Origin of the sequence: Providencia sp. wls1916 (assembly GCF_009706585.1) — a bacterium.
Lineage (GTDB): Bacteria > Pseudomonadota > Gammaproteobacteria > Enterobacterales > Enterobacteriaceae > Providencia > Providencia lanzhouensis.
Genome location: NZ_WLUL01000018.1, coordinates 41,098 through 66,554 on the forward strand (window position 1 = coordinate 41,098; position 25,457 = coordinate 66,554).

Here is a 25,457-nt window from a genome sequence, read left to right on the forward strand (position 1 = left end):
CAGGAATATCACCATGAAAAAACAAGATTTTTTTAAAATTGATGGCTCTGTTATCGGACTGCTTTCAATCTTTTTGGTCGCTATTGCGGCTTTCAGTATCGCCATGCCAGGGCACTTTTTTACCCAGAATACCTTTTTAAGTATTACCTTTCAGTTGCCAGAGCTGGGTCTTCTGACCTTCGCCATGTTTGTTCCGATGTTGAGTGGCGGGTTAAACCTCGCCATTATCAGCACCGCTAACTTGACTGGCTTGTTTATGGCTTGGGTATTTATCAATTACCTGCCTGTTGATGCAGGAACGGGCACGCAGCTAATGTGGTTGGTCTTTGCATTAATCGGTGCCACCGTTATCGCCGTTATTATTGGCTGCTTAACAGGGCTAATGATTTCCCATATTGGCGCTCATCCTATTTTGGTCACACTTGGTTCCATGACTATTATCAGCGGTATTGGTGTTTACCTTACCAAAGGTGCCGCACTCAGTGGGATGCCGCCAGTGGTTCGCGCCATTGGCTCTGACACCGTTTTCGGTATGCCGATCGCCATGATTATTTTCATTGTGACCGCGATTATTTTGGCTCTGTTTTTAGGTCGCACCCGCCTTGGTAAAAATATCTATATGAGCGGCAGCAACATCAATGCTACGTGGTTTAGCGGCGTGCGTACCGACCGAGTGATGATCGCGATTTACACCATTTCAAGCCTGCTGTGTGTGTTGGCAGGGCTGATCATGATGGCGCGCTTTAACTCAGCCCGCATGGGATACGGGGATTCTTACTTACTGCTGACCATTTTAGCCATCGTATTGGGAGGCACAAACCCATTTGGCGGCGTCGGTAAAGTCAGCCGCGTCTTCTGCGCATTGCTCGTTCTGCAAGTCATTGCAACTGGTCTTAGCCTGTTGGGCGTCAGCCTGCACTTCAATCTCGCGGTTTGGGGCATTACGTTGATCCTCGCTCTCGCCTTCAAATTCTTTAAAGAAAAATGGAGCGCTAAGCGTGCAATGACACGCAATCAACGCCTCAATAAAGCATCCGTACAAAATTAACTTACAGGGAATAAAGATGACTATTTCACGAAAAAATCCGATTGGTATCTATGAAAAAGCCCTTCCAAAGCACAGTAGCTGGAGCGAAAAATTAGCTATCGCAAAAGCGGCAGGATTTGATTTTGTCGAGATGTCGGTTGATGAAACGGACGAGCGTTTAGCCCGTCTAGATTGGAGTTTGGAACAACGCTTAGAGTTAGTAGCTGCCATCCAAAAAACCCAGGTACGCATCCCAACGATGTGTCTATCGGGTCACCGTCGTTTTCCATTTGGTAGCCATGATGCAGATACCCGTCAAAAAGCCCGTGAATTAATGACAAAAGCCATTAAATTGGCTCAAGATCTGGGTATCCGTACCATTCAGTTGGCTGGCTACGATGTGTATTACGAAGAGCAAGATGAAGGCACCATTGCGCGCTTTGAAGAAGGCATGAAATGGGTCGCTGAAATTGCCGCAGCTTCTCAGGTGATGTGCGCCGTCGAAATCATGGATACGCCATTTATGAATTCGATCACGAAATGGCAAGCGCTTGCCGATAAAATTCGCTCACCGTGGTTCCAAGTTTATCCTGATGTCGGTAACTTAACCGCTTGGGGTAGTGATGTGGCTGCCGAGTTAACCAAAGGCATTGAAAATATTGTTGCTCTGCATCTGAAAGATACCTACGCCGTAACAGACAGTTGCAAAGGTCAATTCCGTGATGTGCCATTCGGCGAAGGGTGCGTGGATTTTGTGGCACTGTTCAAACAGCTTAAGCAGCTCAATTATCGTGGCACCTTCTTAATTGAAATGTGGACGGAAAAAGCCGATGAACCGCTGATTGAGATCATCAAAGCGCGCCATTGGATTGAAGAAAAAATGCAGCAAGCGGGCTGGGAAAACTAAGGAGCTAACAATGAGCACATTTTTCATGGGTGTCGACCTTGGAGGCACCGTGATCAAAGCTGGGATCTACAGCCCTGAAGGGCAAGAACTGGTGGTTGCTGAGCACCCTTTTCCCACCGAAAGTCCACAAGCTGGGTTTAGTGAGCGTAATATGGAAACCCTGTGGCAAGTCACCTGCGGCGTTATCCGTGAAGCTATCGCCAAAAGCCAGTTGTCTGCATCACAAATCGCAGGCGTCAGCTTTTCCTCCCACGGCAAAGGGCTATATTTACTGGATAAACACGGAAAACCCGTCAGAAACGGCATTGTTTCTTCGGATTCCCGCGCACAAGCGATTGTCGATCAATGGCACCAAAATGGCACCACAGAGCAAGCATATCCCCTAAGCTTGCAGCAACTTTGGGCATCACACCCCGTTGCCTTGCTAAATTGGTTAAAACAATATGAGCCAGACAGCTATCGCGATGGTCGTTATGTTTTAATGGTTCACGACTATATTCGTTATCGATTAACTGACCAGCTCACTTGCGAAGAGACCAATATTTCAGGCAGCCAACTCTATAACCCAACAACCTCCAGTTACGATCCTAAACTCTGTGAATTGTTTGGTATTGAAGAGGCTAACGACAAACTCGCCCCCGTGATTAACTCCGCACAGTCAGCGGGCTGCGTCACGACTCATGCCGCAAAAGAGTGTGGTCTTAAAGAAGGAACGCCAGTATTTGGTGGGTTCTTCGATGTGGTGGGAGCCGCGCTGTCATCGGGTGTCAGCCAGAAAGATAAGCTCAGTGCCGTCGCTGGAACCTGGACTATCTCCACGCGTGTTTTTGATAAAATCATGCCTGCCGATTACCCTTATGTGTGGGGAAAATACTGTATTCCAGGCACCTATTTTGTTCATGAAGGAAGTCCAACCTCAGCCAGTAACCTCGCTTGGTTCACACGACACTTTTTCGACCAACGCTTGCAAGATTACAAAGTACTCAATGCTTGCGTTGCAGAAGGAGCCACACGGCAAAACGATATTCTATTTTTCCCTTGGTTATATGGTTCTAACTACCACAGTAACTTGCATGGCGGGCTACTTGGGTTAAGCTCCCATCATACTGAAGGGGATATTGCCTACGCCATTTATCAGGGAATTGTGTTTTCTCATTTGCTGCATCAAGACCGTATTGTTGGCATTGATGACTGCACTCAGGCTATTCGCTTTACTGGCGGTCCAACCAATTCGGCGTTATGGATGCAAATGTTCTGTGATGCCAGTAATTTGCCTCTTGAAGTGGTGGATGTTCAGCAGTCAGGCTGCCAAGCCGCCGCACTGTGTGCCGCAGTCGGCTCTGGATATTATTCAGGGTTTGATACCGCGATTGCATCAAGCACACCGAAAATCACCGCGTATCAACCTAACCTTATAGCTCATCAGCAGCTACGGGATAAGTTCGTCCGCTTTAAAGCGGTAGCAGATGCGTTGAGTTGCTAACCATAATTGCCTCCCTTAACGTTCATCAAAAGGGAGGCATAACCTATACCCCTCACCAATTATCCCTCTCATTTTAGATATATTTATCTAATAACCAGACTTTAAATATTTATTTTTTAACATTTTATTAACCAGATTTTTTGGCTTAAAAACCAATCAAATGTTAAATTCTAAAATAAATAAAATTTTTCCCAATTAATTAATATGAGCAAATTATCATCAAAATAAAAAAATACATTCGCTCTTTATATGAAAAATGAAAATGCAAAAAATCAGCATAAATAAAATCATTACACTTAGTAGTGTTAATAATTACATTTATACATGGATAATTAACAACCGAATACTCTCAAGAATGATGTGGGATTTATTTAGATTAAGGATTGGAAGCAAAAAAATTATCAAATAAATAATTAACCTATTATGCCAAGAAAATCACAGTAAAAATAAAAAATCATATTTTTCATATTGATATAAATAAAAATGCGTATAGAGCAAAAAAGAATCATCTATAACACTATCAGTAAATATACGGTGCAACTAAACGTAAATTAATTGTATGCAAATCCATCAGGTGATTATAAAATAGCTAAAAAATTTAACTTAACTTTTATTTTTTACGATAAAAACGAAATCAAACTTAATCTAAATTCAGCATAATCAACTGATATTAATTATTTGGCACTTCCTTAATTTGGGCTCTGAAATATTTAACTTATCTGAAATTTAGATATTTACACCTGTACACTTTTACTGACATTCACAATTAAAATTGTCTATTTCTGCTATTGATAAAATAATCCAAATTGCGACAAACCCCCAACAACACTGACCAGATCAAATAACCCACTCAAACTTTTCACTCAATTTTATTAACAAATACTTTCGATACTTAACAATTTCAAAATATATGATAAGATCATCATCTCAATTTGAAATTATTTACTATATAAAAAACAAGATTGTTATTGAGGTTATAGATGAAAATCTCGAGAAGAAAACTATTATTAGGGGTTGGTGCTGCTGGTGTTATTGCTGGGGGCGCAGCTGTTGTCCCTATGATCCGCAGAGAAGGTCGTTTTGAATCTACGCCATCACGCGTACCTGCAGTCGCGGGTACCGAAGGTAAATTACCAGCATCTGCTGATGCGGTTGTTATCGGTGCTGGTCTGCAAGGCATCATGACTGCGATTAACCTGAAAGAGCGCGGCTTAAACGTTGTTATCTGTGAAAAAGGCGTTGTTGGCGGCGAGCAATCTGGTCGCGCATACAGCCAGATCATCAGCTATAAAACCTCCCCAGCTATTTTCCCATTACACCACTACGGAAAAATTCAATGGCTCGGCATGAACGAAAAAATCGGTGCTGATACCAGCTACCGTGTTCAAGGTCGTGTTGAAGTTCCTTCAAGCGAAGAAGATCTGGAAGTTGCAAGAGCGTGGATCAAATCTGCGTCTGAAAACCCAGGTTTCGATACCCCGCTGAGAACCCGTATGATCGAAGGTCAAGAACTGGCTAATCGTCTGGTTGGTGCTCAATCTCCATGGAAAATTGGTGGTTTTGAAGAAGATTCTGGTAGCCTTGACCCGGAAACTGTTACCCCAGCAATGGCTAACTACGCAAAATCAATTGGTATTCCAATCTACCTGAATTGCGCAGTTCGTGGCTTAGAAACCGCAGGCGGTAAAATTTCTGATGTTGTCACTGAAAAAGGTGCAATCAAAACCTCTCAAGTCGTTCTGACTGGTGGTATCTGGTCACGTCTGTTCATGGGTAACTTAGGTGTTGATGTCCCTACTCTGAACGTTTACCTGTCTCAACAGCGTATTACTGGCGTTCCAGGCGCACCAAAAGGTAACGTCCACCTGCCAAACGGTATCCACTTCCGTGAACAAGCAGACGGTACTTACGCGGTTGCACCACGTATCTTCACCAGCTCTATCGTGAAAGACAGCTTCCTGTTAGGACCTCGCTTCCTGCACGTATTAGGCGGCGGTGAATTACCATTAGAATTCTCTATCGGTAAAGACCTGTTCAACTCATTCACTATGGCAACTTCTTGGAACTTAGACGAGAAGACTCCATTCGAAGAGTTCCGTACAGCAACTAACACGCCAAACAACGACCACTTAGATGGCGTTCTTGAGCGTCTAAGAAAAGAATTCCCAGTATTTAAAGAATCTAAAGTTGTTGAACGTTGGGGTGGCACCGTTTCTCCAACTGATGACGAGATTCCAATCATTTCTAAAGTTGAACAATACCCAGGCCTGGTTATCAATACCGCGACTGGTTGGGGTATGACTGAAAGCCCGGCGGCGGGTCGATTAACTGCTGAATTGTTAATGGACGAGAAGACATTTATCGATCCAACGCCTTATAAACTGTCTCGTTTTAACTAATTAAAACGAAACACAATTAGATGGAACCTATCGAGCCCCTTACGGTCTTAATAGGTTCCTACTTTCATATATAAAGGAGTTATTATGCGCTACAAAACTTTACTGCTTTCCTTACCTTTAGTTTTAGGTGTAGCAACTGCAAACGCAGCAGACGATGTGAAACGTGTTCCAGTTAAAGGTTTCCCAATCGCTGAATCAGTAGAAATCAGCGCGAACAACAGCCTCATCTTCCTGAGCGGGAAAGTTCCTTCTAAAATCTCTAAAGATGCTCCAGAAGGCGTTTTAGAGTCTTACGGTAACACTGAAGTACAAACAATCAACGTTCTGAAACAAATTCAAGCGACTCTGGGTGAAATGGGTCTGACTATGAATGACGTTGTTAAAATGCAAGTTTTCTTAGTTGGTGGTGATGAAACTAAAGGAACTATGGACTTCGCTGGCTTCATGGCTGGCTACAACAAGTTCTATGAAACTGAAAAAGTGACCAATCTGCCAGCTCGTTCTACCTTCCAAGTCGCTAAACTGGCTAACCCAGCTTGGAGAGTGGAAATTGAAGTAACCGCAGTTCGCCCAGCAGCTAAAAAATAATTTTTAACTGACAACGAATGCTTAAAACGGCCGACTATTTATTTCCGCTTTGGCTTGGAAGTAAACATTAGCGGCCGTTTTTGTTTTCCTTCTCTTTGTCTCCCTTCTCTTTTATTGCCATCCACATTACTATTGTTCTTCCTTGATAAATACTTGCATCGTATTCACTCCATATTTGAATACACTGAAACACCGGTAGGAAGACCATGATTAAAGAATCTCTGAAAATCCACGGTAAAAAGCAGTTTGAAATCAAACAGCAAGTCTTTTTCCCTCGAAAATCAAAAGAGATCCGCTACCAAGTTGAAACCTTCTTTTTTCTTCCGGCATCAATGCAAGTTAACCCCGATCTCTACACCCCTTCAAATCTTCAGCGCAGCTTAAAAAACTATATCCGGCTGCGAGCCCCTACGGTGCAGCTCTCTTCTATTCCCGCTGTAGGTGGGTTAGTCGATGAATTGAAAAGCTGGTTGGAACGGTTAGATCCTGAATTACCGCCAACATTAGATGAATATGAAAACCATCTAAAACGCTTTGCACTCACCTTTAAGCGCAGCGTGCGGTTAACCCTAAAGATGGTCGCTCAAAACTCACAACGGCAAACTGAAGAGTATATAACGGGGGTGTTGGCAGACATTGAGCATGGGCTCAAACGCTATCGAGAACTCAGCGCCTATGCAGCACCAATTGAAAAGGTCATTAAATCCAACGCTTTCGCCTATTGCGATGAGTTTATGTCCCATTACACCTTGTTTTACTTACAAGATTTATTAAAAGACAAACAACTTCCTCTACGCGATGAAATTCGCCATCTGTGGTATCAAGAAATGCGTTACTTGAAAAAGCTAGCACCAGATAGCTTTCCACACGATGAAAACGACGCGGAAATGGTCACCTACCGCCGCAATTTACTGAAAAAATATATTAACCGCTACCTCTACTTAGAGATCCGCCACAAACGAGGTCTCCCGCTACTTTTACACTCTATTTATGGTATTGCAGCCGCAATTTCGATGGTTTTCGCTACATTTATTGCCTTTATGTGGCAAGGTAAATACGGTGCGCTCAGCGCTAATTTATTCTTAGCGATGGTGATTGGTTATATCTTTAAAGATCGCTTAAAAGAAATTGGACGAGAACAGCTATATCGGTTATTTCAACGCTGGATCCCTGATCGTCAATTGCGTATTTATCGGGAAGGGGTAAAAGAGCCCGTTGGGGTTTGTAAGGAGTCATTCCGCTTTCTAAAAGAAAGTACCCTATCCCCTGATATTCATGAAATGCGCCAAAAATCCCACTGGGTGAATTTGGTCAATGTGCAGCGCGTGGAAGATATTCTGTATTACCGCAAGGATGTCACCTTGCACAGCAATTCTGCGGCCTTTATGCAGACTCAATCGTCTATTGTGGATATTACGCGGGTTAATATTTCAGACTTTTTGAAATATCTCGATATTAGCTATGAAGAGTTGATGGTTAATGATGATGAACCCGTAATTATCGGTGAAAAGGTTTACCATATTTATCTATGCCGCCGCGTCATCATGAATAAGAAAGCCTACAATGAATTAGCGCGTTTAGTGGTGAATGCTGATGGCATCAAACGCCTTGAGATCCTTCAGCCACTGGATGAGCTCGACAGCGACGAAGATATTACTATCCCACCGCAATAACACACCGCTCCAATATCATCTATTGGAGCGGATAAAATCAGTAATACAGCGCGATCCGTTGTCCATCCAGTTCTTTGACTTCCAGCGGCGTATCGAAAATTTCCTCTAAAATCTCGGATTTCATGATCTCTTGAGGCTCGCCATGATAAGACAAACGCCCATTTCGCAGCGCCACAATATAGTCTGAATACACAGAAGCAAAATTAATATCGTGGATAACCAGAATGATGGTTTTGCCTAGCTCATCCGCCGCACGGCGCAGTAATTTCATCATGATCACCGCGTGCTTCATATCCAAGTTATTCAGTGGCTCATCCAACAGCACATATTCGGTATCTTGGCATAACACCATCGCCACATACGCACGCTGACGCTGACCGCCCGAAAGCTCATCAAGATAACGATGGCGAAACTCAGTTAAGTTCAAAAATGCCAAGGACTCGTCGATTTTCTGTTTATCATCCAGTGTTAAGCGCCCTTTGGTATAAGGATAGCGCCCGAAACCAACCAGCTCTTCCACCGTTAAACGACTAGCAAATTGGTTTTCTTGGCGAAGTACCGATAAGCAGGTTGCGAGCTGGTCGCTTGGTGTAGTCGAGACATCCAAGTTATTCACTTTGACATAACCGTGATCCGCCGATAATAGCCGGCCAATAATCGACAACAGCGTTGATTTCCCTGCACCATTTGGACCGATGATTGAAGTGACACCGCTATTTTTAATATTGGCTGTAACGTTATCTAAGACCTTAGTATCTTGATAACTTTTCGATACCTGATGAATTTCAATCATACTAAAACCTTCTTAACACCATATAAATAAAGAATATTCCACCGACAAACTCGAGTACCACAGATAAGGTACCCGCTTTATTCAATCCATATTCAAGAACCAACTGTCCGCCCACTAATGCAATCACACCGAGTAGGAAAGAAACTGGCAATAAATAGCGATGCTGGCTGCTTCCTGCGATGTAGTAAGCCAAGTTAGCTACCATCAAGCCTAGGAACGTGAGCGGCCCCACCAGCGCTGTGGAAATTGCCACTAGGACAGAAATCAGTAATAAGATTACGGTGACTTGCTGACGGTAGTTAATCCCTAAGTTCACCGCATTGGCTTGTCCCAGTGCTAGCACGTCGAAACAGTAGCGCATACGCCAAAGCAAAACGCCTACAATCACGGTGATCACCAACGTGAATAGAATCAGCTCCGGCGTTCCTTTAGTGAAAGTCGCGAACATCCGGCTTTGCAAAATGGAAAACTCATTCGGATCCATCAAGCGTTGCAGCAAAGTCGCCACACTGCGAAACAGTGTTCCGAGGATAATTCCCACCATCAACACTAAGTTGATATTCATTTTGACGGAGATAAACAGCCAGCGGTACAACAATACAGAGAAAATCACCAGCAGGGAGGATTCCAGCAAAAACTTACCAATATTCAACAACCATGATGCGGGAAAACTATCGGTATAAAACACAAAGATAGTTTGCAGCAGGATGAACAATGCCTCTAACCCCATAATGGATGGCGTCAGAATTTTGTTATTGGCGATAGTTTGAAACAGAACCGTCGATACCCCAGACCCAAATGCCACAATGATCATCGTCAGCACGATATAACCACGATGAGGCAGAATGTACGCGAGATTACTGCCCAAATTAATGGTCATATACAAAATTATAGACAGCACTGACAGCGCAGCCAACAAACCGATGCGCTGGATTGGCGTAAACGTTCTTTTCACTGGCAAACTTAATGAATTAACTTTTTCCATAACGCTGATGCTTTAACAAGAGATAAAGGAAAATAACCGCGCCTACGACACCTAAAATGACACTCGCAGGAATTTCAAACGGATAACGAATTAAGCGACCAATAATGTCACACAGCAGCACTAAGCCGCCGCCCGCTAAACAGATCCACGGGATAGTTTTACGAATATTGTCCCCCATCATCAAGCTAATCAGATTCGGGACAATCAATCCTAAGAACGGCAGTGCGCCGACAACGACCACCACCACACCGCTGATTAAGGCGATGATAGATAACCCTATGGTCATCACTTTCTGGTAATTCAAGCCGACGTTAACGGAAAACTCACGCCCCATCCCTGCCACTGTAAAGCTATCAGCAATTAAACAGGCTGCCAGTGTTAAGCCGCCCACCAGCCAAAGTAGCTCATAGCGACCTTGTAAAATGCTAGAGAAATCGCCGCTCATCCAAGCACCGAGTGATTGAAGCAGGTCGAAATAGTAGGCGGTAAAAATGGTAAGCGCACTGATTACGGCCCCTAGCATGATACCGACTAACGGCACTATCAGAGCGGACTTCAAAATGATCCGGCGTAAAATCAGCATAAATAGCGCTGTACCTAGCAGTGCAAATCCGCTCGCCACCACCATTTTGGTCATGATAGAAGCCGTTGGATACAGGATCATCACGAACAGTAAGCCAAGGCTGGCAGATTGCGTGGTACCCGCAAGGGAAGGTTCGATAAAACGGTTTTGGGTGAGTAGCTGCATAATCAGCCCCGCGACGCTCATGGCGCTTCCTGCAAGGATCAGGGCGGCGGTGCGAGGGATACGGCTCACGAAAAAGATATCTTGCATCTCGGGGTCGGTGAAAAGCGAAACGGGTGACACGTCACCCGCTCCAATAAACAAGCTTAATACCGCTAATACCAATAACGCGAGAATACCAAAAGAGAGATAAAGCGTTTTCATTGATTAATTCGTTTTTTTCTTCTCTAAAGCTTTGTTTACATCATCCATTAATTGGGAATAAGTTTGGATACCACCAGCGATATAAACCGCTGAAGAATCTAAATAAGCCACTTGGCCTTTTTCCCATGCAGAGGTTTTTCTGACTAAAGCATTGTCTAACACGTCTGCCGCAGGTTGTGCATCTTTCGCACCAATCGCGCCATCACGGTCGATAACAAATAACCAGTCTGGATTCAGTTTTAATAACAGCTCTGAGTTTACGATATTACCGTGACGACCAGTATCTTCCGTGAAGACATAAGCAGGTTCGAAACCTAATACATCAAAGATAAAGCCAAAACGAGAACCTGGACCGTAAGCAGAAATTTTACCGCCGCTCACTAAGATCACCATCGCTTTGCCCGCATCAGGGGTTTTGCCTTTAATATCATTAATTTTGTTTTTGAAGTCAGAAACGAGTTTATTCGCTTGTTCTTCTTTACCAAATAAAGAACCTAACAGCGCCGTACGCTCCATCAGGCTATCAATGAAACGTTTGTTATCAATGTCTAGAGAAATCGTTGGTGCGATACCGCTTAATTTGTCATAAGCATCGCGAGCACGGCTACCACCTAAAATCACATCCGGTTTTGCACTGCTAATAGTTTCATAAGCCGGCTCAAATAAGCTCCCGCCATTAACATATTCTGAGGTGCTATATTTCTCTAAAAACTGCGGAAAATGGGCGTTAGTTTGTGGAACACCAATCACCGGAATACCCAGCGCATCGATGATGTCTAAGGTTTCCATGTTCATCACAAACGCACGTTGTGGATGGCTAGGAATTTCAGTTTTGCCTTGAGCATGTTCAACGACAATCGTTTGTTTTTCAGCTGCTTTTTCTGTTGCTGGCTGCTCGGTCGTTGGCGCTGCTGTTTGTGTTTGCTTAGCGTCATCACAACCCGCTAACGCAACAACGGATAATAAGGCAAACCCTGAAACTAATGATTTTGCGAACATCTAAATTCCTCCACCTTTCAATGTGATTATCGTTAGTCACGTCATTCATGACCCGAAGATGGCGGTTATCTTACATGAAACATAGCGCTAATGATATTAGTTTGCATTTGCATTTCGCAAAATAATGATACATCGCACAAAAACACACATTGCCTATATTTAAAGCAACTTACTGATATCTGATTTTGATTAAGGAGAAAATAGATGGCTCAAGCCTGGTGGAAATCTGCGGTGGTATACCAAATCTACCCCAAAAGCTTCTATGACCATAATGGCGACGGTATTGGCGATCTCTCTGGTATTACCGCCAAGCTAGACTACATTCAATCTTTGGGTGTAAACGTGATTTGGCTATGTCCAATTTTTGAATCGCCGATGAAAGATAATGGCTATGACATCGCCAACTATGACAGGGTCGATCCAGTTTTTGGTAGCAACGACGATCTTGATATATTGATCAGCCAAGCTTCACAGCGTGGTATTAAAATCCTACTGGACTTAGTGCTTAACCACAGCTCAAACCAGCACCCTTGGTTCGAAGCTGCCCTTGCTGATCCCAATAGCCCTTATGCTGACTATTACCAATTTATTGAATGGGATAAACCCACTCCACCGAACAATTTACGTACCTACTTTGATTGCCCGGTGTGGACTCAGGTTCCAGATAGCACTCGCTGGTACTTCAACTCTTTCGGACCCGAGCAACCGGATCTTAATTGGGAAAACCCACAATTACGCCAAGAAATTATCCAAATGATCAATCGTTGGATAGCCAAAGGCGTTGCAGGATTCCGCATTGATGCTATCGGCAATATTAAAAAATCCCCTGAAGCCCTCTCGCCTTACCAATTCCCTCCCGATCGGGAAGATGGCACCGCGTCTTTAGTTCCTTGGGTGGTTAACCAACCAGGCATCCATGAATTTTTAAAGGAGCTCGCCAGCCAAACCTTCCATCCTGCGAACTCAATGACGGTGGCTGAAATCGATGTTCCACCGCAAGATCTTGCTGACTATATCGGGGAAGATGGGACATTTTCCATGGTGTTTGATTTCAGTATTGCGGATCTCGACATTACCAAACAGCCCCCGTTCGTCATTGATCCAATCACAGGCGAACGTTTGAAGCCTGTTTTTCTAAAAAGCCAACTCACGACCCAGCAAGTGGGTTGGAGCGCACCTTATTTAGAAAATCATGACCAACCGCGCTCACTGAACAAATTCTTACCGAAAGGCGACATCTCCCCTGTCGCCGAAAAAATGTTGGCAATGTTTTTATTGACTCAGCGCGGTACGCCGTTTATTTATCAAGGGCAAGAAATTGGCATGACGAACTGCCCAATGACGCTCGACGAACATCACGATTTGCATCTTTTTAAACTCTACCAATGGGGTCAAAATCACGGGTACTCTCACACCACCATGATGAACTATTTTACCCAGCGTAGCCGTGACAATGCGCGAACGCCATTTCAATGGAATAGCCAACGCCATGGCGGATTTACAACAGGAACGCCATGGTTGAAAGTTAATCCTAACTACCGAGAAGTTAATACCGCCACCCAACAGCAGCAACCCGATTCACTTTTCGCGTTTTACCAACAATTGATTACCCTGCGCCGCCATTCTCCAATTAGCGATATCTTGGTTGAAGGCGAATTCTCAGAAATTAGCGCCCCTGAACCTGTTATTGCTTATCGGCGAACATTAGGTTCACGCGCCATCGATATTTACTGTAATTTCAGTGATAAACCGCAAACTATTAACCAACATTATCGCCAAATACATTTAAGCAATATCGCAAATACCCATGACGACAATATCCATAACGACAAGCAGCAAATTGCCCTACATCCTTATCAATCAATAATTTTTGAAGTAGAGAAAAGTGAATAACTCAATTAATCACTCTAAATAAGCGTAATTAAAGATAAATAATCACCCGATATTTCGATATCAATAATAATCGGGTGATATTGATTACATTACGCATTTAATTACGTTAAGTATTATTAATTGATAACTTAATAATACTATTCAAAAACAAACTAACACATTGTTAAATAACGAATTTAATAGATTTTAAAGCTAAATATGTGAAGCCTATCAAATACAAATTAAATAATTTAAGTAAAGTTTAAATTGCTCATTTCACTTTTCTTGAGGTTATTTATTTGCCAAATAAAAATCGCGAAGTTATTTCTCAAATAACTTCAGGGCGTCGTTCTGCTGAAATATCCTCCGCAGAAACCCAAGCAATTAAAAAGCGCACTGATGGCTTTGGCACTCTCATTCGAGACATAGATGGTTGGCTACTGGCAGAAGGCACCCATCTACGTCCCTACGAATGTCTTGGTGCCCACCCCGTCAACTTCGACGGTGTTGATGGGGTGACTTTTTCTTTATGGGCACCCAATGCCCAACAGGTTTCTGTCGTCGGTGAATTTAATCAATGGGATGGGCGCATTCACCCAATGACATTACGCCATGAAGTGGGCATTTGGGAGCGGTTTATTCCTGAGGCAAAAATCGGGCAAGCGTATAAATATGAATTACAAGATAGCCGAGGTTATATGCGGGTCAAAGCTGACCCTTACGCACTCAAAAGCGTGCTATTTCCTCATGTGGAATCAGTGATAACGGCCTTGCCAGACAACCAAACTCCGCCCCCCTCTGCCAACGCAAATTCGCCACTTTCTGCGCCAATCTCAATCTACGAAGTGCATTTAGGCTCTTGGCGCCGTCATCCACACAATAATGGCTGGCTCAGCTACCGACAACTGGCTGAACAGCTTATTCCTTATGTGGCAGAAATGGGGTTTACCCATCTGGAATTGCTCCCTATCAGCGAACACCCGTTTGATGGTTCTTGGGGCTACCAACCTATTGGGCTCTATTCCCCAACCTACCGTTTTGGTGGCGTTGAGGATTTTCTCTACTTGATTCAAACCGCCCACCAGTATCACCTCAAAGTGATCCTCGATTGGGTACCCGCCCATTTTCCTAATGATGAATATGGGTTAATCCAATTTGATGGTACCGCACTGTATGAATATGCGGATCCGCGCGAAGGCGTCCATCAAAACTGGCATACCTTGATTTATAACTACAGCCGCTATGAAGTGGCAAACTTTTTGGCAGGTAATGCCCTATATTGGCTAGAACGCTTTGGTATCGATGGGTTACGTGTCGATGCGGTCAGCTCAATGATCTACCGCGATTACAGCCGCGAAGAAGGGGAATGGGTACCCAACAAATGGGGAGGCAAAGAGAACCTAGAAGCCCTCGATTTTCTGCGTTATACCAACCAAATTGTTCAACAGAATTGTCCCCATGCGTTAATGATAGCCGAAGAATCAACCGCCTTTCCCAATGTCACGGGCTCTGTTGAAAATCACGGTTTAGGTTTTGATTTCAAATGGGATTTAGGCTGGATGCACGACACTCTGCGCTATATGTCCCTTGACCCGATTTACCGTCAATATCATCACCAACAAATGACCTTCGGCATGTTTTACGCCCATAGCGAGCACTTCGTTTTACCCCTTTCTCATGATGAGGTGGTGCATGGCAAAGGGTCACTTCTGAGTAAAATGTCCGGCGATACATGGCAAAAATTCGCCAATTTACGGGCTTACTATGGATTCATGTGGGGACATCCCGGTAAAAAATTATTGTTTATGGGGGGAGAATTCGCCCAAGGGCGAGAATGGGATCACGACACAGGGCTAGATTGGTATTTACTGAATCCTGAATATGATGGCTGGCACACGGGTGTACAGCGCCTTGTACGCGATTTAAATCATTGTTATCAGCAGCAGCCCCCGCTGTACCAACTCGATTATTCCCCACAAGGCTTTGAATGGTTGGTGGTTGATGACCACCAAAACTCAGTATTCGCCTTTGTGCGTCGAGATACCCATAACCATGAAATTCTAGTGGTATCCAACTTCACCCCTGTTCCCCGCAAAAACTACCGCATTGGCGTTCACCAATCGGGTTGCTATCAAGAAATCATCAATACCGATTCTCACTACTATCGCGGCAGTAATGTGGGTAATCAGAGCGCAATATCCACCCAGCAAATAGCGGCTCACGGTAAAAATCACTCCCTAAATATTACGCTTCCCCCTTTGGCTACCCTGTATTTGAAACGGGAGCGACCGAATGACACATTTTAATTTTCGGCAAGGTCATGCTCACCCACTTGGTAGCCACATGGACGAACACGGCGTCAATTTTGCTATTTACAGCGAGCGTGCCGAACACATTGACCTGTGCGTGCTGGACTCACTCGGTGCTGAAATTCGTTACCCGCTTTATCGGGGAGATAACCATATTTGGCATGGTTATTTAATGGGCGCAAAAGCGGGTCTACATTATGGTTATCGAGCTAGAGGGAAATGGGAACCAAAAGCAGGATTATATTTTGATGAAACTCACTTACTGATTGACCCTTACAGCCGCGAACTCACTGGTAAACAGCATCCTTATTCGGTCGTCAGCCATGAACCTTATGACTGGCAAGGAGATACCCCTCTTCATACTCCATGGTCAAAAACCGTGATTTATGAAGCTCATGTTCGCGGACTTACCAAGCAACACCCTGAAATTCCACCCGCTTTACGGGGAAGCTATGCTGCTATCGCACACCCTTGCATAACCCAGCATTTAACGCGACTTGGCTTGACGGCACTGGAGTTGCTCCCTGTGCAATTTCATCTGGATGAGCCGCGATTGCAGGCTAAAAATCTCACTAATTATTGGGGCTATAACACGCTGGCACCGTTTGCGATTGAGCCTCAATATTGGTCTGGGCAAGCAGGCTCTACGCCGTTGAGTGAATTTCGCAATATGGTCAAAGCCTTACATCGTGCCGGCATTGAGGTTATCCTTGATATTGTGTTTAACCACACTGCCGAATTAGACTGCTCAGGACCTTGCTTATCGTTTCGGGGATTAGATAACCCCACCTATTATTGGTTAAACGACAATGGCGAATATGCGGATTGGACAGGCTGCGGCAATACGCTGAAATTGTCTCACTCAGCAGTAAGCCAATGGGTGCTCGACTGCCTGCATTTTTGGGCGATTGAATGCCATGTTGATGGCTTTCGCTTTGATTTAGCCACAATATTAGGAAGAACGCCGAAATTTAATTCTCAGACTCCACTGCTTAAGGCTATCACCCAAGACTCGATTCTTGGGCAACGGAAGCTGATCGCTGAACCTTGGGATCTCGCCAACAACGGTTACCAATTAGGGCAATTTCCACCGCCTTTTGCCGAATGGAATGACCAATTTCGCAATGATTGCCGCCGTGCTGTTTTATATCGTGATATTCCTATCGGTACCTTGGCAAGCCGCTTAGCCGGTTCGCGGGATGACTTTTCACAAACCCGCTTTTCACCGAGTCATTCCCCTTGTTTTGTTTCAATTAACCACATCACCGCACACGATGGCTTTACGCTGAGAGATTTGGTCAGTTTTAATCACAAACATAACCATGCCAACGGTGAAAATAACCAAGATGGTAGCGACGGTAACAACAGCCATAATCATGGTTTCGAAGGGTTAAACGCCCCTGAAAAAATAATATCGGAACGCCAACAGAGTCAGCGCCATTTACTAAGCTTACTTTTACTCTCATTAGGCACACCGATGCTGCGCGCAGGGGATGAGCTAGGGCATAGCCAACAAGGAAATAATAACGCTTATTGCCAAGATAACCCGATAAGCTGGCTTAACTGGCTGGAAGCGGATAGTGCTCTTATGGAATTTACGGCACAACTTACCGCTTTGCGCCAACAAATCCCTGCACTGACGTCGGGGCAATGGTGGCATTCACTGCCCCCCCATAAAACCGTTGAGTGGCTAAATGCCCAAGGCTCTTCCATAACCCTTGAACAGTGGCATCAATCATGCCCCATCCAAGTGTTACTTTCTGGTCAATGGCTATTACTGATTAATTTCACTGAGCAAGCCCATTCGCTCACGCTTCCCGAGGGGGATTGGCACCCTGTCCCACCTTTTTCTTGCCACTTAATTGGTTCTATTCCTCCAAAAACTTTCGTGGTCATGCAGCGCCACCATTTTTCGCCAAATGCTCATTAAGGAATTGATATGTCAGAAAAAATGCCTTTTTACACCTACCCAAATCCCATTTCGAGGCAGCTATTATCCAAAGAACTTCCGAGCAATACAGTTGCGCTTATTTTGGCAGGTGGTAAAGGTTCTCGTCTCAAAGCCCTGACTCAGAAGCAGCCAAAACCTTCACTCCACTTTGGCGGGAAATTTCGAATTATCGATTTCACTTTATCTAACTGCATTAATTCAGGTATTTATCGCGTCGGGATACTGACCCAATACTATTCCCATCACTTAATCCAACATATTCAGCACAGTTGGTCATTTCTAAACGGGAAAACCAATGAATTTATTGAAATTTTCCCTGCTCAACAGAAACAGGATGCCGAAGATTGGTATCAGGGTACTGCCGATGCCATCTTTCAAAATCTCGATGTTATTAGCCAATATCAAGCCAAATACATCATTGTGTTAGCAGGGGATCATATCTACAAAATGGATTATTCCCGCATGTTGCTAGACCATGTAGAAAAAGGGAGCCAATGTACGGTGGCCTGTATTGAAGCACCCTGTAGCCAAGCATTTGAATTTGGCATTATGGACATTAACGATGACGAACAAATCATTAATTTTATTGAAAAACCTCAATTTCCTCCATCGATGCCCGGGAAACCTTATTCCGCATTAGCCAGCATGGGCGTTTACGTTTTTGATGCCCAATACCTTTATCAATTACTCGCGGAAGAGCAGCAGCAACAGAATACACAACATGATTTTGGCAAGAATTTAATCCCTAAAGCAGTACAGCAAGGTAAGGCTTGGGCGCATCCGTTTAGCCGTTCCTGCGTCTATTCTGATTTTAATATGGGCACATCCCCCTACTGGCGGGATGTGGGCACCATTGATGCTTACTGGAACGCCAATATTGATTTAGTTTCAGCGAAGCCCGCACTGGATATGTATGATCCTCATTGGTCGATTCGGACGGGTCACTCCCCATTGGCACCAGCTCGGTTTATTCAAGGTAAATCGCTGCAATCTCCTCAAATTACCAACACATTAATTAATGCTGGTTCTATCGTTGAAGACGCCAAAATTGCTAACTCCGTGATTTTCCAAAATGTCCGCGTGAATGCCCACAGCCAACTCGATGCCTGCGTGATCCTCCCCGATGTCTCTATTGGATACGCCTGCCGCTTACAACGCTGCATTATCGATAGCGGCTGTGTATTACCCAACAAACTGGTGATTGGTGAAAACCCGCAATGGGATGCACAACATTTCTATCGCTCTGAAGGTGGCATCGTCCTTGTCACTCAAAAAATGCTTGATAACCTTGCGGCTTAAAGGAGATTCAGATGCGCATACTTCATGCTGGCTCAGAACTATTTCCCCTTCTAAAAACAGGCGGCTTAGCGGATGTGCTCGGCGCATTACCCCAAGCTCAAATCGCTGAAGGGGCGGATGTCCGTATCGTATTACCCGGTTTTCCCGCGCTACTGGATGCGATTCACCACACCTTAGTTGGCAACCATATCAATACATTTGCAGGCCCCATCACTCTACGTTTTGGTTATTATGATGGTGTCGGTCTCTATTTAATTGATGCCCCACATCTCTATCAGCGCACAGGCAGCCCTTATCACGACAATCATCAACACGAATACAGAGACAACTATCTGCGCTTTGCCTTACTAGGCTGGATAAGCAGCGAACTTGCCTGTGGTTTTGATGTCGATTGGCGGGCTGACATTGTTCATGCCCACGACTGGCATGCAGGACTCTGCGCCGCCTATCTTGCCGCCAAAAATTACCCTGTTCCTTGCGTGTTTACCGTCCATAATCTGGCTTACCAAGGGCTGTTTTCAGCAACCCATTTTCCTGAATTACAATTACCTAATGGCTTTTATTCCCCCGAAGGCTTAGAGTTTTATGGGCAAGTTTCCTACCTAAAAGCGGGGCTGTTCTACGCCAATAAAATCACTTTTGTCAGCCCCACTTATGCCAAAGAAGTCACTATTCCCGAATACGGTTATGGACTCGCCAGTTTATTGAAACAGCGCCAATCTCAAGAGGATATTTTAGGGATCTTAAACGGCGTGGATTACCAAGTCTGGGATCCGCAACTTGACCCGTTGATCTCCCACAACTACGGGCGACAAAACATGCTCGGCAAAGCCATCTGTAAAATGACTCACCAGCGAGAAAACAAACTTAATGTCACCGATAAAGTTCCATTGTTCGGCGTTGTCAGCCGCCTCAGTACACAAAAGGGATTAGACCTCTTGCTAGAAGTGATCCCCGATTTGCTACACCAAGGTGGGCAGCTGTCAGTTTTAGGCACTGGCGACGCTGACTTACAACACGCCTTTGAGCAATTGGCTCACCAATTCCCAAAACAGGTTTCTGTCGTTATTGGCTATGACGAACTCCACGCCCATAAATTGATTGCTGCCGCTGACGTCATTGTGGTGCCAAGCCGCTACGAACCTTGTGGTTTGACCCAACTTTATGGTCTGAAATATGGCGCTCTTCCACTGGTTCGCCACACGGGCGGGCTAGCCGATACTGTCACCGATTGCTCCCTCGAAAATTTAGCAGATCGCACGGCAACGGGTTTTGTATTTCATGACTATCACGGCTATCGCTCCCACCATGGAAAAACTACCGAACTCAATGATGCTGTGCGTCGCGCTTTCGCGCTTTGGAATGAACCGACTCGCTGGAAACGCGTACGCCGACAAGGTATGCAGATGAATTTTAGCTGGCAAGCTTCCGCCAAAAAATACCTTGCGCTTTACCGGAACTTAATTGAGCCAACGACGGAAGGTGCTGACCATGAATGATCCATTTACCATCCAAAATCGCGAACAGCGAATCAACACTCTAATCGACTCCATCCAAACCAAATTGAAGTTTATGATTGGCAAAGACCCCATTATTGCCACTCAACATGATTGGCTAAATGCCATCTCCTACGCTATCCGCGACTTAACCGTTGACCGTTGGTTGCGTGCCATTCGCCGTTCTCTGTCTCAATCGGATCGCGCTGTCGCTTACTTATCCATGGAATTTCTGATTGGGCGCACCCTTTCCAATACTTTATTAAATTTGGGCATGTATGAGGATGTGTCTGATGCTTTGAAAAAGATGGGCTTTGAACTGAGTGCGATTTTAGAAGAAGAGGATGATCCTGGTTTAGGCAATGGAGGTCTAGGGCGCCTTGCTGCCTGCTTTTTAGATTCTCTCGCCACCTTAAAAATCCCTTCCGTTGGGTTTGGTATCCGCTACGAATATGGCATGTTTCAGCAAAATATTATTGATGGCCAACAAGTTGAGTCCACCGACCGCTGGCTACAATATGGCAATGCATGGGAATTTCCACGCTATAACCTTAGCTATAAAGTCCGCTTTGCGGGTCGCCTTCAGCAAGAAGGCAAAATCGTTCGCTGGGTGGAAACTGAAGAAGTGCTTGCTCGCGCCTATGACCAAATCATCATGGGCTATGGATGTGATTCCACCAACACTTTGCGCTTGTGGTCTGCCCATGCCACGAATGAGATGAACATCAACAAATTCAATCAAGGGGAATACTCAGCAGCCGTTGAAGAGAAAAATTTCTCTGAGAATGTCTCCCGCGTACTCTACCCTAATGATTCTACGGAATCGGGGAAAATTTTACGTCTTGGGCAAGAGTATTTTCTTGTATCAGCAACCTTGCAGAATATCCTCGATGTCCATTACCGAATCCACGGCACGTTAAGTAACCTTGCCGATAAAGTGGCAATCCATTTGAATGATACCCACCCCGTTTTAGCGATTCCTGAACTGATGCGCTTGCTTATCGATGAGCACGAATATGAGTGGGAAGCCGCATGGCAAATGAGTGAAAAAACCTTTTCTTACACCAATCACACTCTGATGGGAGAAGCATTAGAACGTTGGTCTGTCGACCTTCTTGGGCGATTACTCCCCCGCCACCTACAAATTATCTTTGAAATAAATGACCACTTTCTCACTAAGATCAAACAGCGTTACCCCAACAACCCAGAACTTTTAACTCGCTTATCTCTGATTGATGAATCCCATGGGCGCTATGTTCGCATGGCATGGCTTGCCGTCGTGGGCAGCTACCGAGTCAATGGCGTGTCCAAGTTGCATTCGGAGCTTATGACTCAAGAAATTTTCTCTGATTTTTCCAAAGTATTTCCTGAGCGTTTTAGCAATATCACCAATGGCATTACCCCACGCCGCTGGCTGGCGTTGTGCAATAAACCCCTTGCGAGCTTGATTGATGAAACCATCGGTGAAGGTTGGCGGGAAGATCTCACAGAGCTTTCTCGCCTACAGCAGTACACAGATTTTCCTCTATTTATCGAGCGGTTAAAAACCTGTAAGTTAGAGAACAAAGTTGCCCTCGCCGACTATATCGCTAAAAACGTCAATATCATCGTCGATCCTCACGCCATGTTCGATGTACAAATCAAACGCATTCATGAATATAAACGCCAATTACTCAATATCTTGCAAGTCATTGGGCGCTACCAGCGAATCTTGCAACTTCCCGAAAAGAATTGGGTTCCGCGCGTGGTGATTTTCTCGGGAAAAGCCGCCTCATCCTACGTTAACGCCAAAATGATCATCCGGCTTATCAATGATGTCGCTAACGTGATTAACCACGACGCCCGAATCAAAAATCGTTTAAAAGTGATTTTTATCCCGAATTACAGCGTCAGCTTAGCGGAGTTAATTATTCCCGCCACCGACTTATCCGAACAGATATCCCTTGCAGGAACCGAAGCGTCAGGAACAGGTAATATGAAATTTGCCCTCAATGGTGCATTGACTATCGGTACATTAGACGGCGCCAATATTGAAATTCGCGAACATGTTGGAGAAGAAAATATGTTTATCTTTGGGCATACCGCCGAGCAAGTTGACGCGATTCGTACACAAGGCTATGACCCAAGAAAGATTTACCAAGAACATGAAGACCTACACAATGTCCTCAATTCCCTTGTTTCGGGTATTTTCAGTCCCGATGACCCTAACCGCTATTACCCGCTTTATGATTCTCTGATTAATTTTGGAGACCATTATCAATTACTTGCCGATTACCACTCTTACGTTCAATCCCAAGATGCCGTCGATAAGCTATACCAATACCCAACGTTATGGGCGCAAAAAATACTCAATAATATCGCTAACATGGGCTATTTCTCTTCCGATAGAACCATTAATGAATATGTTGAAAAGATATGGCAAATGAAACCCACTCAGTGAAATAAACAAAAAACATAAAATATATATTCTTGCCGTTTTATTACTTTAATTAAAATTATCCCGTTATTGTGAGAGCCTCATTTATTCACTTCGACTGATATATGATTTAATAAAAGTTTGAATTGATATATGAAGGGGAATACCTATTGTATTCCCCTTTTTACTATTAATATTCGCTGTAATCCACTTCTTCGTCATTCAGCTCAACCATGACGTCAAAATGTTCCATGATGTCCATAAATGGTTCGAAAATACCGGAAGGAATTAAGATCTCATGGTAAGCATCATTACCGGAAGTCAGACCCAATAAATAGTAACCAAGAGCTTGTAGTTGCTGATTAGCGCGAACAAAAATTTGGTCTGGTCTTAAATCGTTTTTAGGGTCTTTAACGGCAAAATCTAGCTGAATATCCAATCCTTCGAACTCAACCGCATTTTCCAAAAAGCCTACAGCAGACTCACTGTCTTTCCAGTCTATCCAAAAGCTGTTTCCCATATTCGACCTGACAATAAGATCTGCCATTAAATAGCCAATTTCACCCTCTTCGATACGTTCGACGAACCCCTCTTCGTCTTCACTGATCGACTCTTTTAACTCTTCCTCAAATGAAGAGATATCCGTTTCCATATTCTCGATTGAATCTGGATTTAACAGCTTCGCCAGCTTGTTAACCACCTGCATAATATCATTGAAATGGTCGAGCGCTTCTGGGTTCATGCCCTGCATCGTTGTTCCTTATTTTTAGCGTAATTATCTGTATTCTCACTAAAATAGGTGATTCGGTATATCGACTAATTCCGATATTTACAATGAATTAATCCTGCACTGGCGTGCAAATTTCGATCAAAAAGCCATTTAGATCATGAACATAACCGATGGTTTGTCCCCAAGGCATCTCCTGCGCATCTTGTACCAACTTAGCACCTGCTTTAACCGCTTGAGCCAAAGCGTTTTCCACATTATCAGTCTCAAAAGCAAGTTCAAAAACAGGAGCATGCGGATTGGGAGCAACCGCGCCTTTACCTAGTTGGTTCATTAGTGCCAATGAAGAAAATGAAATCGTTGTGCTGCCAGTATCCAGCTCGCCATAATCACCACTTTCATGGAGAAAGGATTGTTTAAAACCAAAAGCTTGTTGGTAAAAATCGAGGGTTTTCTCTACATTCTCGACATACAAAATAGCATATTTGAATTTCATTATTTTCTCTCACGTCATAGGAAGTATTAGATAGGGAGTATTAGGCTTTGTCGATATCAAATTGCTTGGCAATATCCACCAGCCATTTTCGGATCACTTTTTCATCAGACTCGCTCACTCCACTTAATAATCTATTTTCAGTGGATTTAACAGCACCTTTGCATTGAAGTAATAATGCTTTCCCTAATTGGGTTATTTCAATAATTTGGATCCGCCCATGCTCAGGGTGCGGCAACTTAGAGATCATTCCCGCCTTTTCGAGGTTTTTCACAATCACACTCATGGTCTGCGGCGTTAATAATGATAGCCTCGCTAAATCAGCCCCTGAGGCTTTAGGATATTCTGCAATCATTAGCAACACAGAAAATTGAGGAAGCGTTACACCCACATCCTGCAAAACTTGTTCCATGCGAATACGATGAGCCGCGTGAGCCTGCCGCAGTAAATAGCCAATATGACCTGATTCCCCACGTTTGCCTTCCCCTATTTCAGGGATCATCGATGTATTAACTTTTGACTTGCGCATAATGTAAGAATTCGAATATTATTATCAGAGTTCTTATATTATCTGTTTGGAGCACAGAATGAAACCTGAAATTATTGGAAGAAGTGATTGGAATCAGTTTGAAAAAATCGCCCCTGAAGTCGTTGCTGCGATGGGAGAACTGGGAAAAGCCGTTAGCAATTCAGGGCTTGAAAAACCGCTCACTGAGTTACTGAAAATACGCGTTTCCCAAATCAACGGCTGTGCGTTTTGCTTGCAGTATCACTTAAACTTAGCCCGTAAATTAGGGATTGAAGCCGCTAAATTGGATCTTTTACCAACTTGGCGTGATGCCGGTATTTATACTCCCCGCGAACAAGCGGCGCTTTCTTGGGCAGAATCACTAACGCTAATGGCTGCTCAGCATGTTTCTGATGATGTTTATCAAGCACTACAGAATGAATTTACTGAATCCGAAATTGCGTTTCTAACCTCAGCGATTGGGGCGATTAACGCTTGGAACCGCATCGCGGGCGCTCTGCAATTTGCGCCACCAATTCCTAAATCGAGTTTGTAAAATCGTGCATCCCAAGGTGAATATCGC

At 44.2% G+C, this 25,457-nt stretch carries 19 protein-coding genes and 1 pseudogene; 13 read left to right on the forward strand and 7 right to left on the reverse strand.

Features of this window, described 5'->3' with window-relative positions:
* Positions 1-13: 13 nt before the first annotated feature.
* The 6 genes from GKR61_RS12905 to GKR61_RS12930 all read left to right on the forward strand — a co-directional run bounded on the left by GKR61_RS12905 (position 14) and on the right by GKR61_RS12930 (position 8,077).
* Positions 14-1,048 carry an ABC transporter permease gene (locus GKR61_RS12905; RefSeq protein ID WP_036949222.1) on the forward strand — a complete coding sequence of 345 codons (1,035 nt, stop codon included), beginning with the start codon at positions 14-16 and terminating at the stop codon, positions 1,046-1,048.
* A gap of 16 nt (positions 1,049-1,064) precedes the next feature.
* Positions 1,065-1,934, forward strand: a complete 870-nt coding sequence (locus GKR61_RS12910) for an L-ribulose-5-phosphate 3-epimerase (RefSeq protein ID WP_108479520.1) — start codon at positions 1,065-1,067, stop codon at positions 1,932-1,934.
* A gap of 10 nt (positions 1,935-1,944) precedes the next feature.
* Positions 1,945-3,417: an FGGY-family carbohydrate kinase gene (locus tag GKR61_RS12915; protein WP_154639825.1), complete on the forward strand. Its 1,473-nt coding sequence runs from the start codon at positions 1,945-1,947 to the stop codon at positions 3,415-3,417.
* Between the two features lie 980 nt (positions 3,418-4,397).
* Entirely contained in the window at positions 4,398-5,816 is a 1,419-nt protein-coding gene (locus tag GKR61_RS12920) for an NAD(P)/FAD-dependent oxidoreductase (protein ID WP_036949218.1), read from the forward strand.
* A gap of 84 nt (positions 5,817-5,900) precedes the next feature.
* On the forward strand, positions 5,901-6,404 hold the full coding sequence (locus GKR61_RS12925; RefSeq protein ID WP_036949217.1) for a RidA family protein: 504 nt from the start codon (positions 5,901-5,903) through the stop codon (positions 6,402-6,404).
* A gap of 206 nt (positions 6,405-6,610) precedes the next feature.
* On the forward strand, positions 6,611-8,077 hold the full coding sequence (locus GKR61_RS12930; RefSeq protein WP_036949216.1) for a hypothetical protein: 1,467 nt from the start codon (positions 6,611-6,613) through the stop codon (positions 8,075-8,077).
* A 37-nt stretch (positions 8,078-8,114) separates the two neighbouring features.
* On the opposite strand, the gene GKR61_RS12935 is transcribed toward GKR61_RS12930, so the two are convergent.
* From GKR61_RS12935 to GKR61_RS12950, 4 genes are read right to left on the reverse strand one after another with little or no spacing between them, the layout of a single operon-like run.
* Complete coding sequence (locus GKR61_RS12935; protein ID WP_036949215.1) at positions 8,115-8,870, reverse strand: iron ABC transporter ATP-binding protein; 756 nt, start codon at positions 8,868-8,870, stop codon at positions 8,115-8,117.
* A gap of 1 nt (position 8,871) precedes the next feature.
* Complete coding sequence (locus GKR61_RS12940; RefSeq protein WP_036949214.1) at positions 8,872-9,855, reverse strand: iron chelate uptake ABC transporter family permease subunit; 984 nt, start codon at positions 9,853-9,855, stop codon at positions 8,872-8,874.
* The gene (locus GKR61_RS12945) at positions 9,842-10,804 is read right to left on the reverse strand and encodes an ABC transporter permease (RefSeq protein ID WP_036949213.1); all 963 of its coding nucleotides are present in this window, start codon (positions 10,802-10,804) and stop codon (positions 9,842-9,844) included. Before GKR61_RS12945 ends, GKR61_RS12940 begins: the two co-directional genes overlap by 14 nt.
* Before the next feature lie 3 nt (positions 10,805-10,807).
* A complete protein-coding gene (locus tag GKR61_RS12950; RefSeq protein ID WP_036949212.1) occupies positions 10,808-11,803 on the reverse strand; it encodes a siderophore ABC transporter substrate-binding protein in 996 nt (331 codons plus the stop codon).
* A gap of 204 nt (positions 11,804-12,007) precedes the next feature.
* Between GKR61_RS12950 and GKR61_RS12955 the strand changes: the two genes are divergently transcribed.
* The 6 genes and pseudogenes from GKR61_RS12955 to glgP all read left to right on the forward strand — a co-directional run bounded on the left by GKR61_RS12955 (position 12,008) and on the right by glgP (position 23,170).
* Positions 12,008-13,696: a glycoside hydrolase family 13 protein gene (locus tag GKR61_RS12955; RefSeq protein WP_154599962.1), complete on the forward strand. Its 1,689-nt coding sequence runs from the start codon at positions 12,008-12,010 to the stop codon at positions 13,694-13,696.
* Positions 13,697-14,076: 380 nt separating this feature from the next.
* Positions 14,077-15,981, forward strand: a pseudogene (gene glgB / locus GKR61_RS12960) (1,4-alpha-glucan branching protein GlgB); the annotation flags it as partial.
* Positions 15,968-17,914, forward strand: coding sequence for a glycogen debranching protein GlgX (gene glgX, locus GKR61_RS12965; RefSeq protein WP_154639827.1), 1,947 nt, complete (start codon positions 15,968-15,970; stop codon positions 17,912-17,914). The pseudogene glgB and the gene glgX, both read left to right, overlap by 14 nt.
* 9 nt (positions 17,915-17,923) lie before the next feature.
* Entirely contained in the window at positions 17,924-19,234 is a 1,311-nt protein-coding gene (gene glgC, locus GKR61_RS12970) for a glucose-1-phosphate adenylyltransferase (RefSeq protein WP_154639828.1), read from the forward strand.
* Between the two features lie 11 nt (positions 19,235-19,245).
* Positions 19,246-20,733: a glycogen synthase GlgA gene (glgA, locus tag GKR61_RS12975; RefSeq protein WP_154639829.1), complete on the forward strand. Its 1,488-nt coding sequence runs from the start codon at positions 19,246-19,248 to the stop codon at positions 20,731-20,733.
* The gene (glgP, locus tag GKR61_RS12980; RefSeq protein ID WP_154639830.1) at positions 20,726-23,170 is read left to right on the forward strand and encodes a glycogen/starch/alpha-glucan family phosphorylase; all 2,445 of its coding nucleotides are present in this window, start codon (positions 20,726-20,728) and stop codon (positions 23,168-23,170) included. Before glgA ends, glgP begins: the two co-directional genes overlap by 8 nt.
* Before the next feature lie 166 nt (positions 23,171-23,336).
* Here the strand turns inward: glgP and GKR61_RS12985 are convergent, their stop codons facing one another.
* From GKR61_RS12985 to GKR61_RS12995, 3 genes are all read right to left on the reverse strand, one after another.
* Positions 23,337-23,897 (reverse strand): DUF6630 family protein, encoded by a 561-nt coding sequence (locus tag GKR61_RS12985; protein ID WP_154599967.1) that lies wholly within the window; start codon positions 23,895-23,897, stop codon positions 23,337-23,339.
* A gap of 88 nt (positions 23,898-23,985) precedes the next feature.
* The gene (locus GKR61_RS12990; RefSeq protein ID WP_108479531.1) at positions 23,986-24,369 is read right to left on the reverse strand and encodes a VOC family protein; all 384 of its coding nucleotides are present in this window, start codon (positions 24,367-24,369) and stop codon (positions 23,986-23,988) included.
* A 40-nt stretch (positions 24,370-24,409) separates the two neighbouring features.
* Positions 24,410-24,895 (reverse strand): MarR family winged helix-turn-helix transcriptional regulator, encoded by a 486-nt coding sequence (locus GKR61_RS12995; RefSeq protein ID WP_036949201.1) that lies wholly within the window; start codon positions 24,893-24,895, stop codon positions 24,410-24,412.
* A gap of 58 nt (positions 24,896-24,953) precedes the next feature.
* Here GKR61_RS12995 and GKR61_RS13000 point away from each other — a divergent pair, with 58 nt between their 5' ends.
* On the forward strand, positions 24,954-25,430 hold the full coding sequence (locus tag GKR61_RS13000) for a carboxymuconolactone decarboxylase family protein (protein ID WP_036949199.1): 477 nt from the start codon (positions 24,954-24,956) through the stop codon (positions 25,428-25,430).
* Positions 25,431-25,457 lie beyond the last annotated feature (27 nt).

Excerpts from the sequence above, each read along its gene's own strand:
- GKR61_RS12905 (WP_036949222.1), top strand. The coding sequence starts at position 14 with ATGAAAAAACAAGATTTTTTTAAAATTGATGGCTCTGTTATCGGACTG.
- GKR61_RS12910 (WP_108479520.1), top strand. The coding sequence starts at position 1,065 with ATGACTATTTCACGAAAAAATCCGATTGGTATCTATGAAAAAGCCCTT.
- GKR61_RS12915 (WP_154639825.1), top strand. The coding sequence starts at position 1,945 with ATGAGCACATTTTTCATGGGTGTCGACCTTGGAGGCACCGTGATCAAA.
- GKR61_RS12920 (WP_036949218.1), top strand. The coding sequence starts at position 4,398 with ATGAAAATCTCGAGAAGAAAACTATTATTAGGGGTTGGTGCTGCTGGT.
- GKR61_RS12925 (WP_036949217.1), top strand. The coding sequence starts at position 5,901 with ATGCGCTACAAAACTTTACTGCTTTCCTTACCTTTAGTTTTAGGTGTA.
- GKR61_RS12930 (WP_036949216.1), top strand. The coding sequence starts at position 6,611 with ATGATTAAAGAATCTCTGAAAATCCACGGTAAAAAGCAGTTTGAAATC.
- GKR61_RS12935 (WP_036949215.1), bottom strand. The coding sequence starts at position 8,870 with ATGATTGAAATTCATCAGGTATCGAAAAGTTATCAAGATACTAAGGTC.
- GKR61_RS12940 (WP_036949214.1), bottom strand. The coding sequence starts at position 9,855 with ATGGAAAAAGTTAATTCATTAAGTTTGCCAGTGAAAAGAACGTTTACG.
- GKR61_RS12945 (WP_036949213.1), bottom strand. The coding sequence starts at position 10,804 with ATGAAAACGCTTTATCTCTCTTTTGGTATTCTCGCGTTATTGGTATTA.
- GKR61_RS12950 (WP_036949212.1), bottom strand. The coding sequence starts at position 11,803 with ATGTTCGCAAAATCATTAGTTTCAGGGTTTGCCTTATTATCCGTTGTT.
- GKR61_RS12955 (WP_154599962.1), top strand. The coding sequence starts at position 12,008 with ATGGCTCAAGCCTGGTGGAAATCTGCGGTGGTATACCAAATCTACCCC.
- glgX (WP_154639827.1), top strand. The coding sequence starts at position 15,968 with ATGACACATTTTAATTTTCGGCAAGGTCATGCTCACCCACTTGGTAGC.
- glgC (WP_154639828.1), top strand. The coding sequence starts at position 17,924 with ATGTCAGAAAAAATGCCTTTTTACACCTACCCAAATCCCATTTCGAGG.
- glgA (WP_154639829.1), top strand. The coding sequence starts at position 19,246 with ATGCGCATACTTCATGCTGGCTCAGAACTATTTCCCCTTCTAAAAACA.
- glgP (WP_154639830.1), top strand. The coding sequence starts at position 20,726 with ATGAATGATCCATTTACCATCCAAAATCGCGAACAGCGAATCAACACT.
- GKR61_RS12985 (WP_154599967.1), bottom strand. The coding sequence starts at position 23,897 with ATGCAGGGCATGAACCCAGAAGCGCTCGACCATTTCAATGATATTATG.
- GKR61_RS12990 (WP_108479531.1), bottom strand. The coding sequence starts at position 24,369 with ATGAAATTCAAATATGCTATTTTGTATGTCGAGAATGTAGAGAAAACC.
- GKR61_RS12995 (WP_036949201.1), bottom strand. The coding sequence starts at position 24,895 with ATGCGCAAGTCAAAAGTTAATACATCGATGATCCCTGAAATAGGGGAA.
- GKR61_RS13000 (WP_036949199.1), top strand. The coding sequence starts at position 24,954 with ATGAAACCTGAAATTATTGGAAGAAGTGATTGGAATCAGTTTGAAAAA.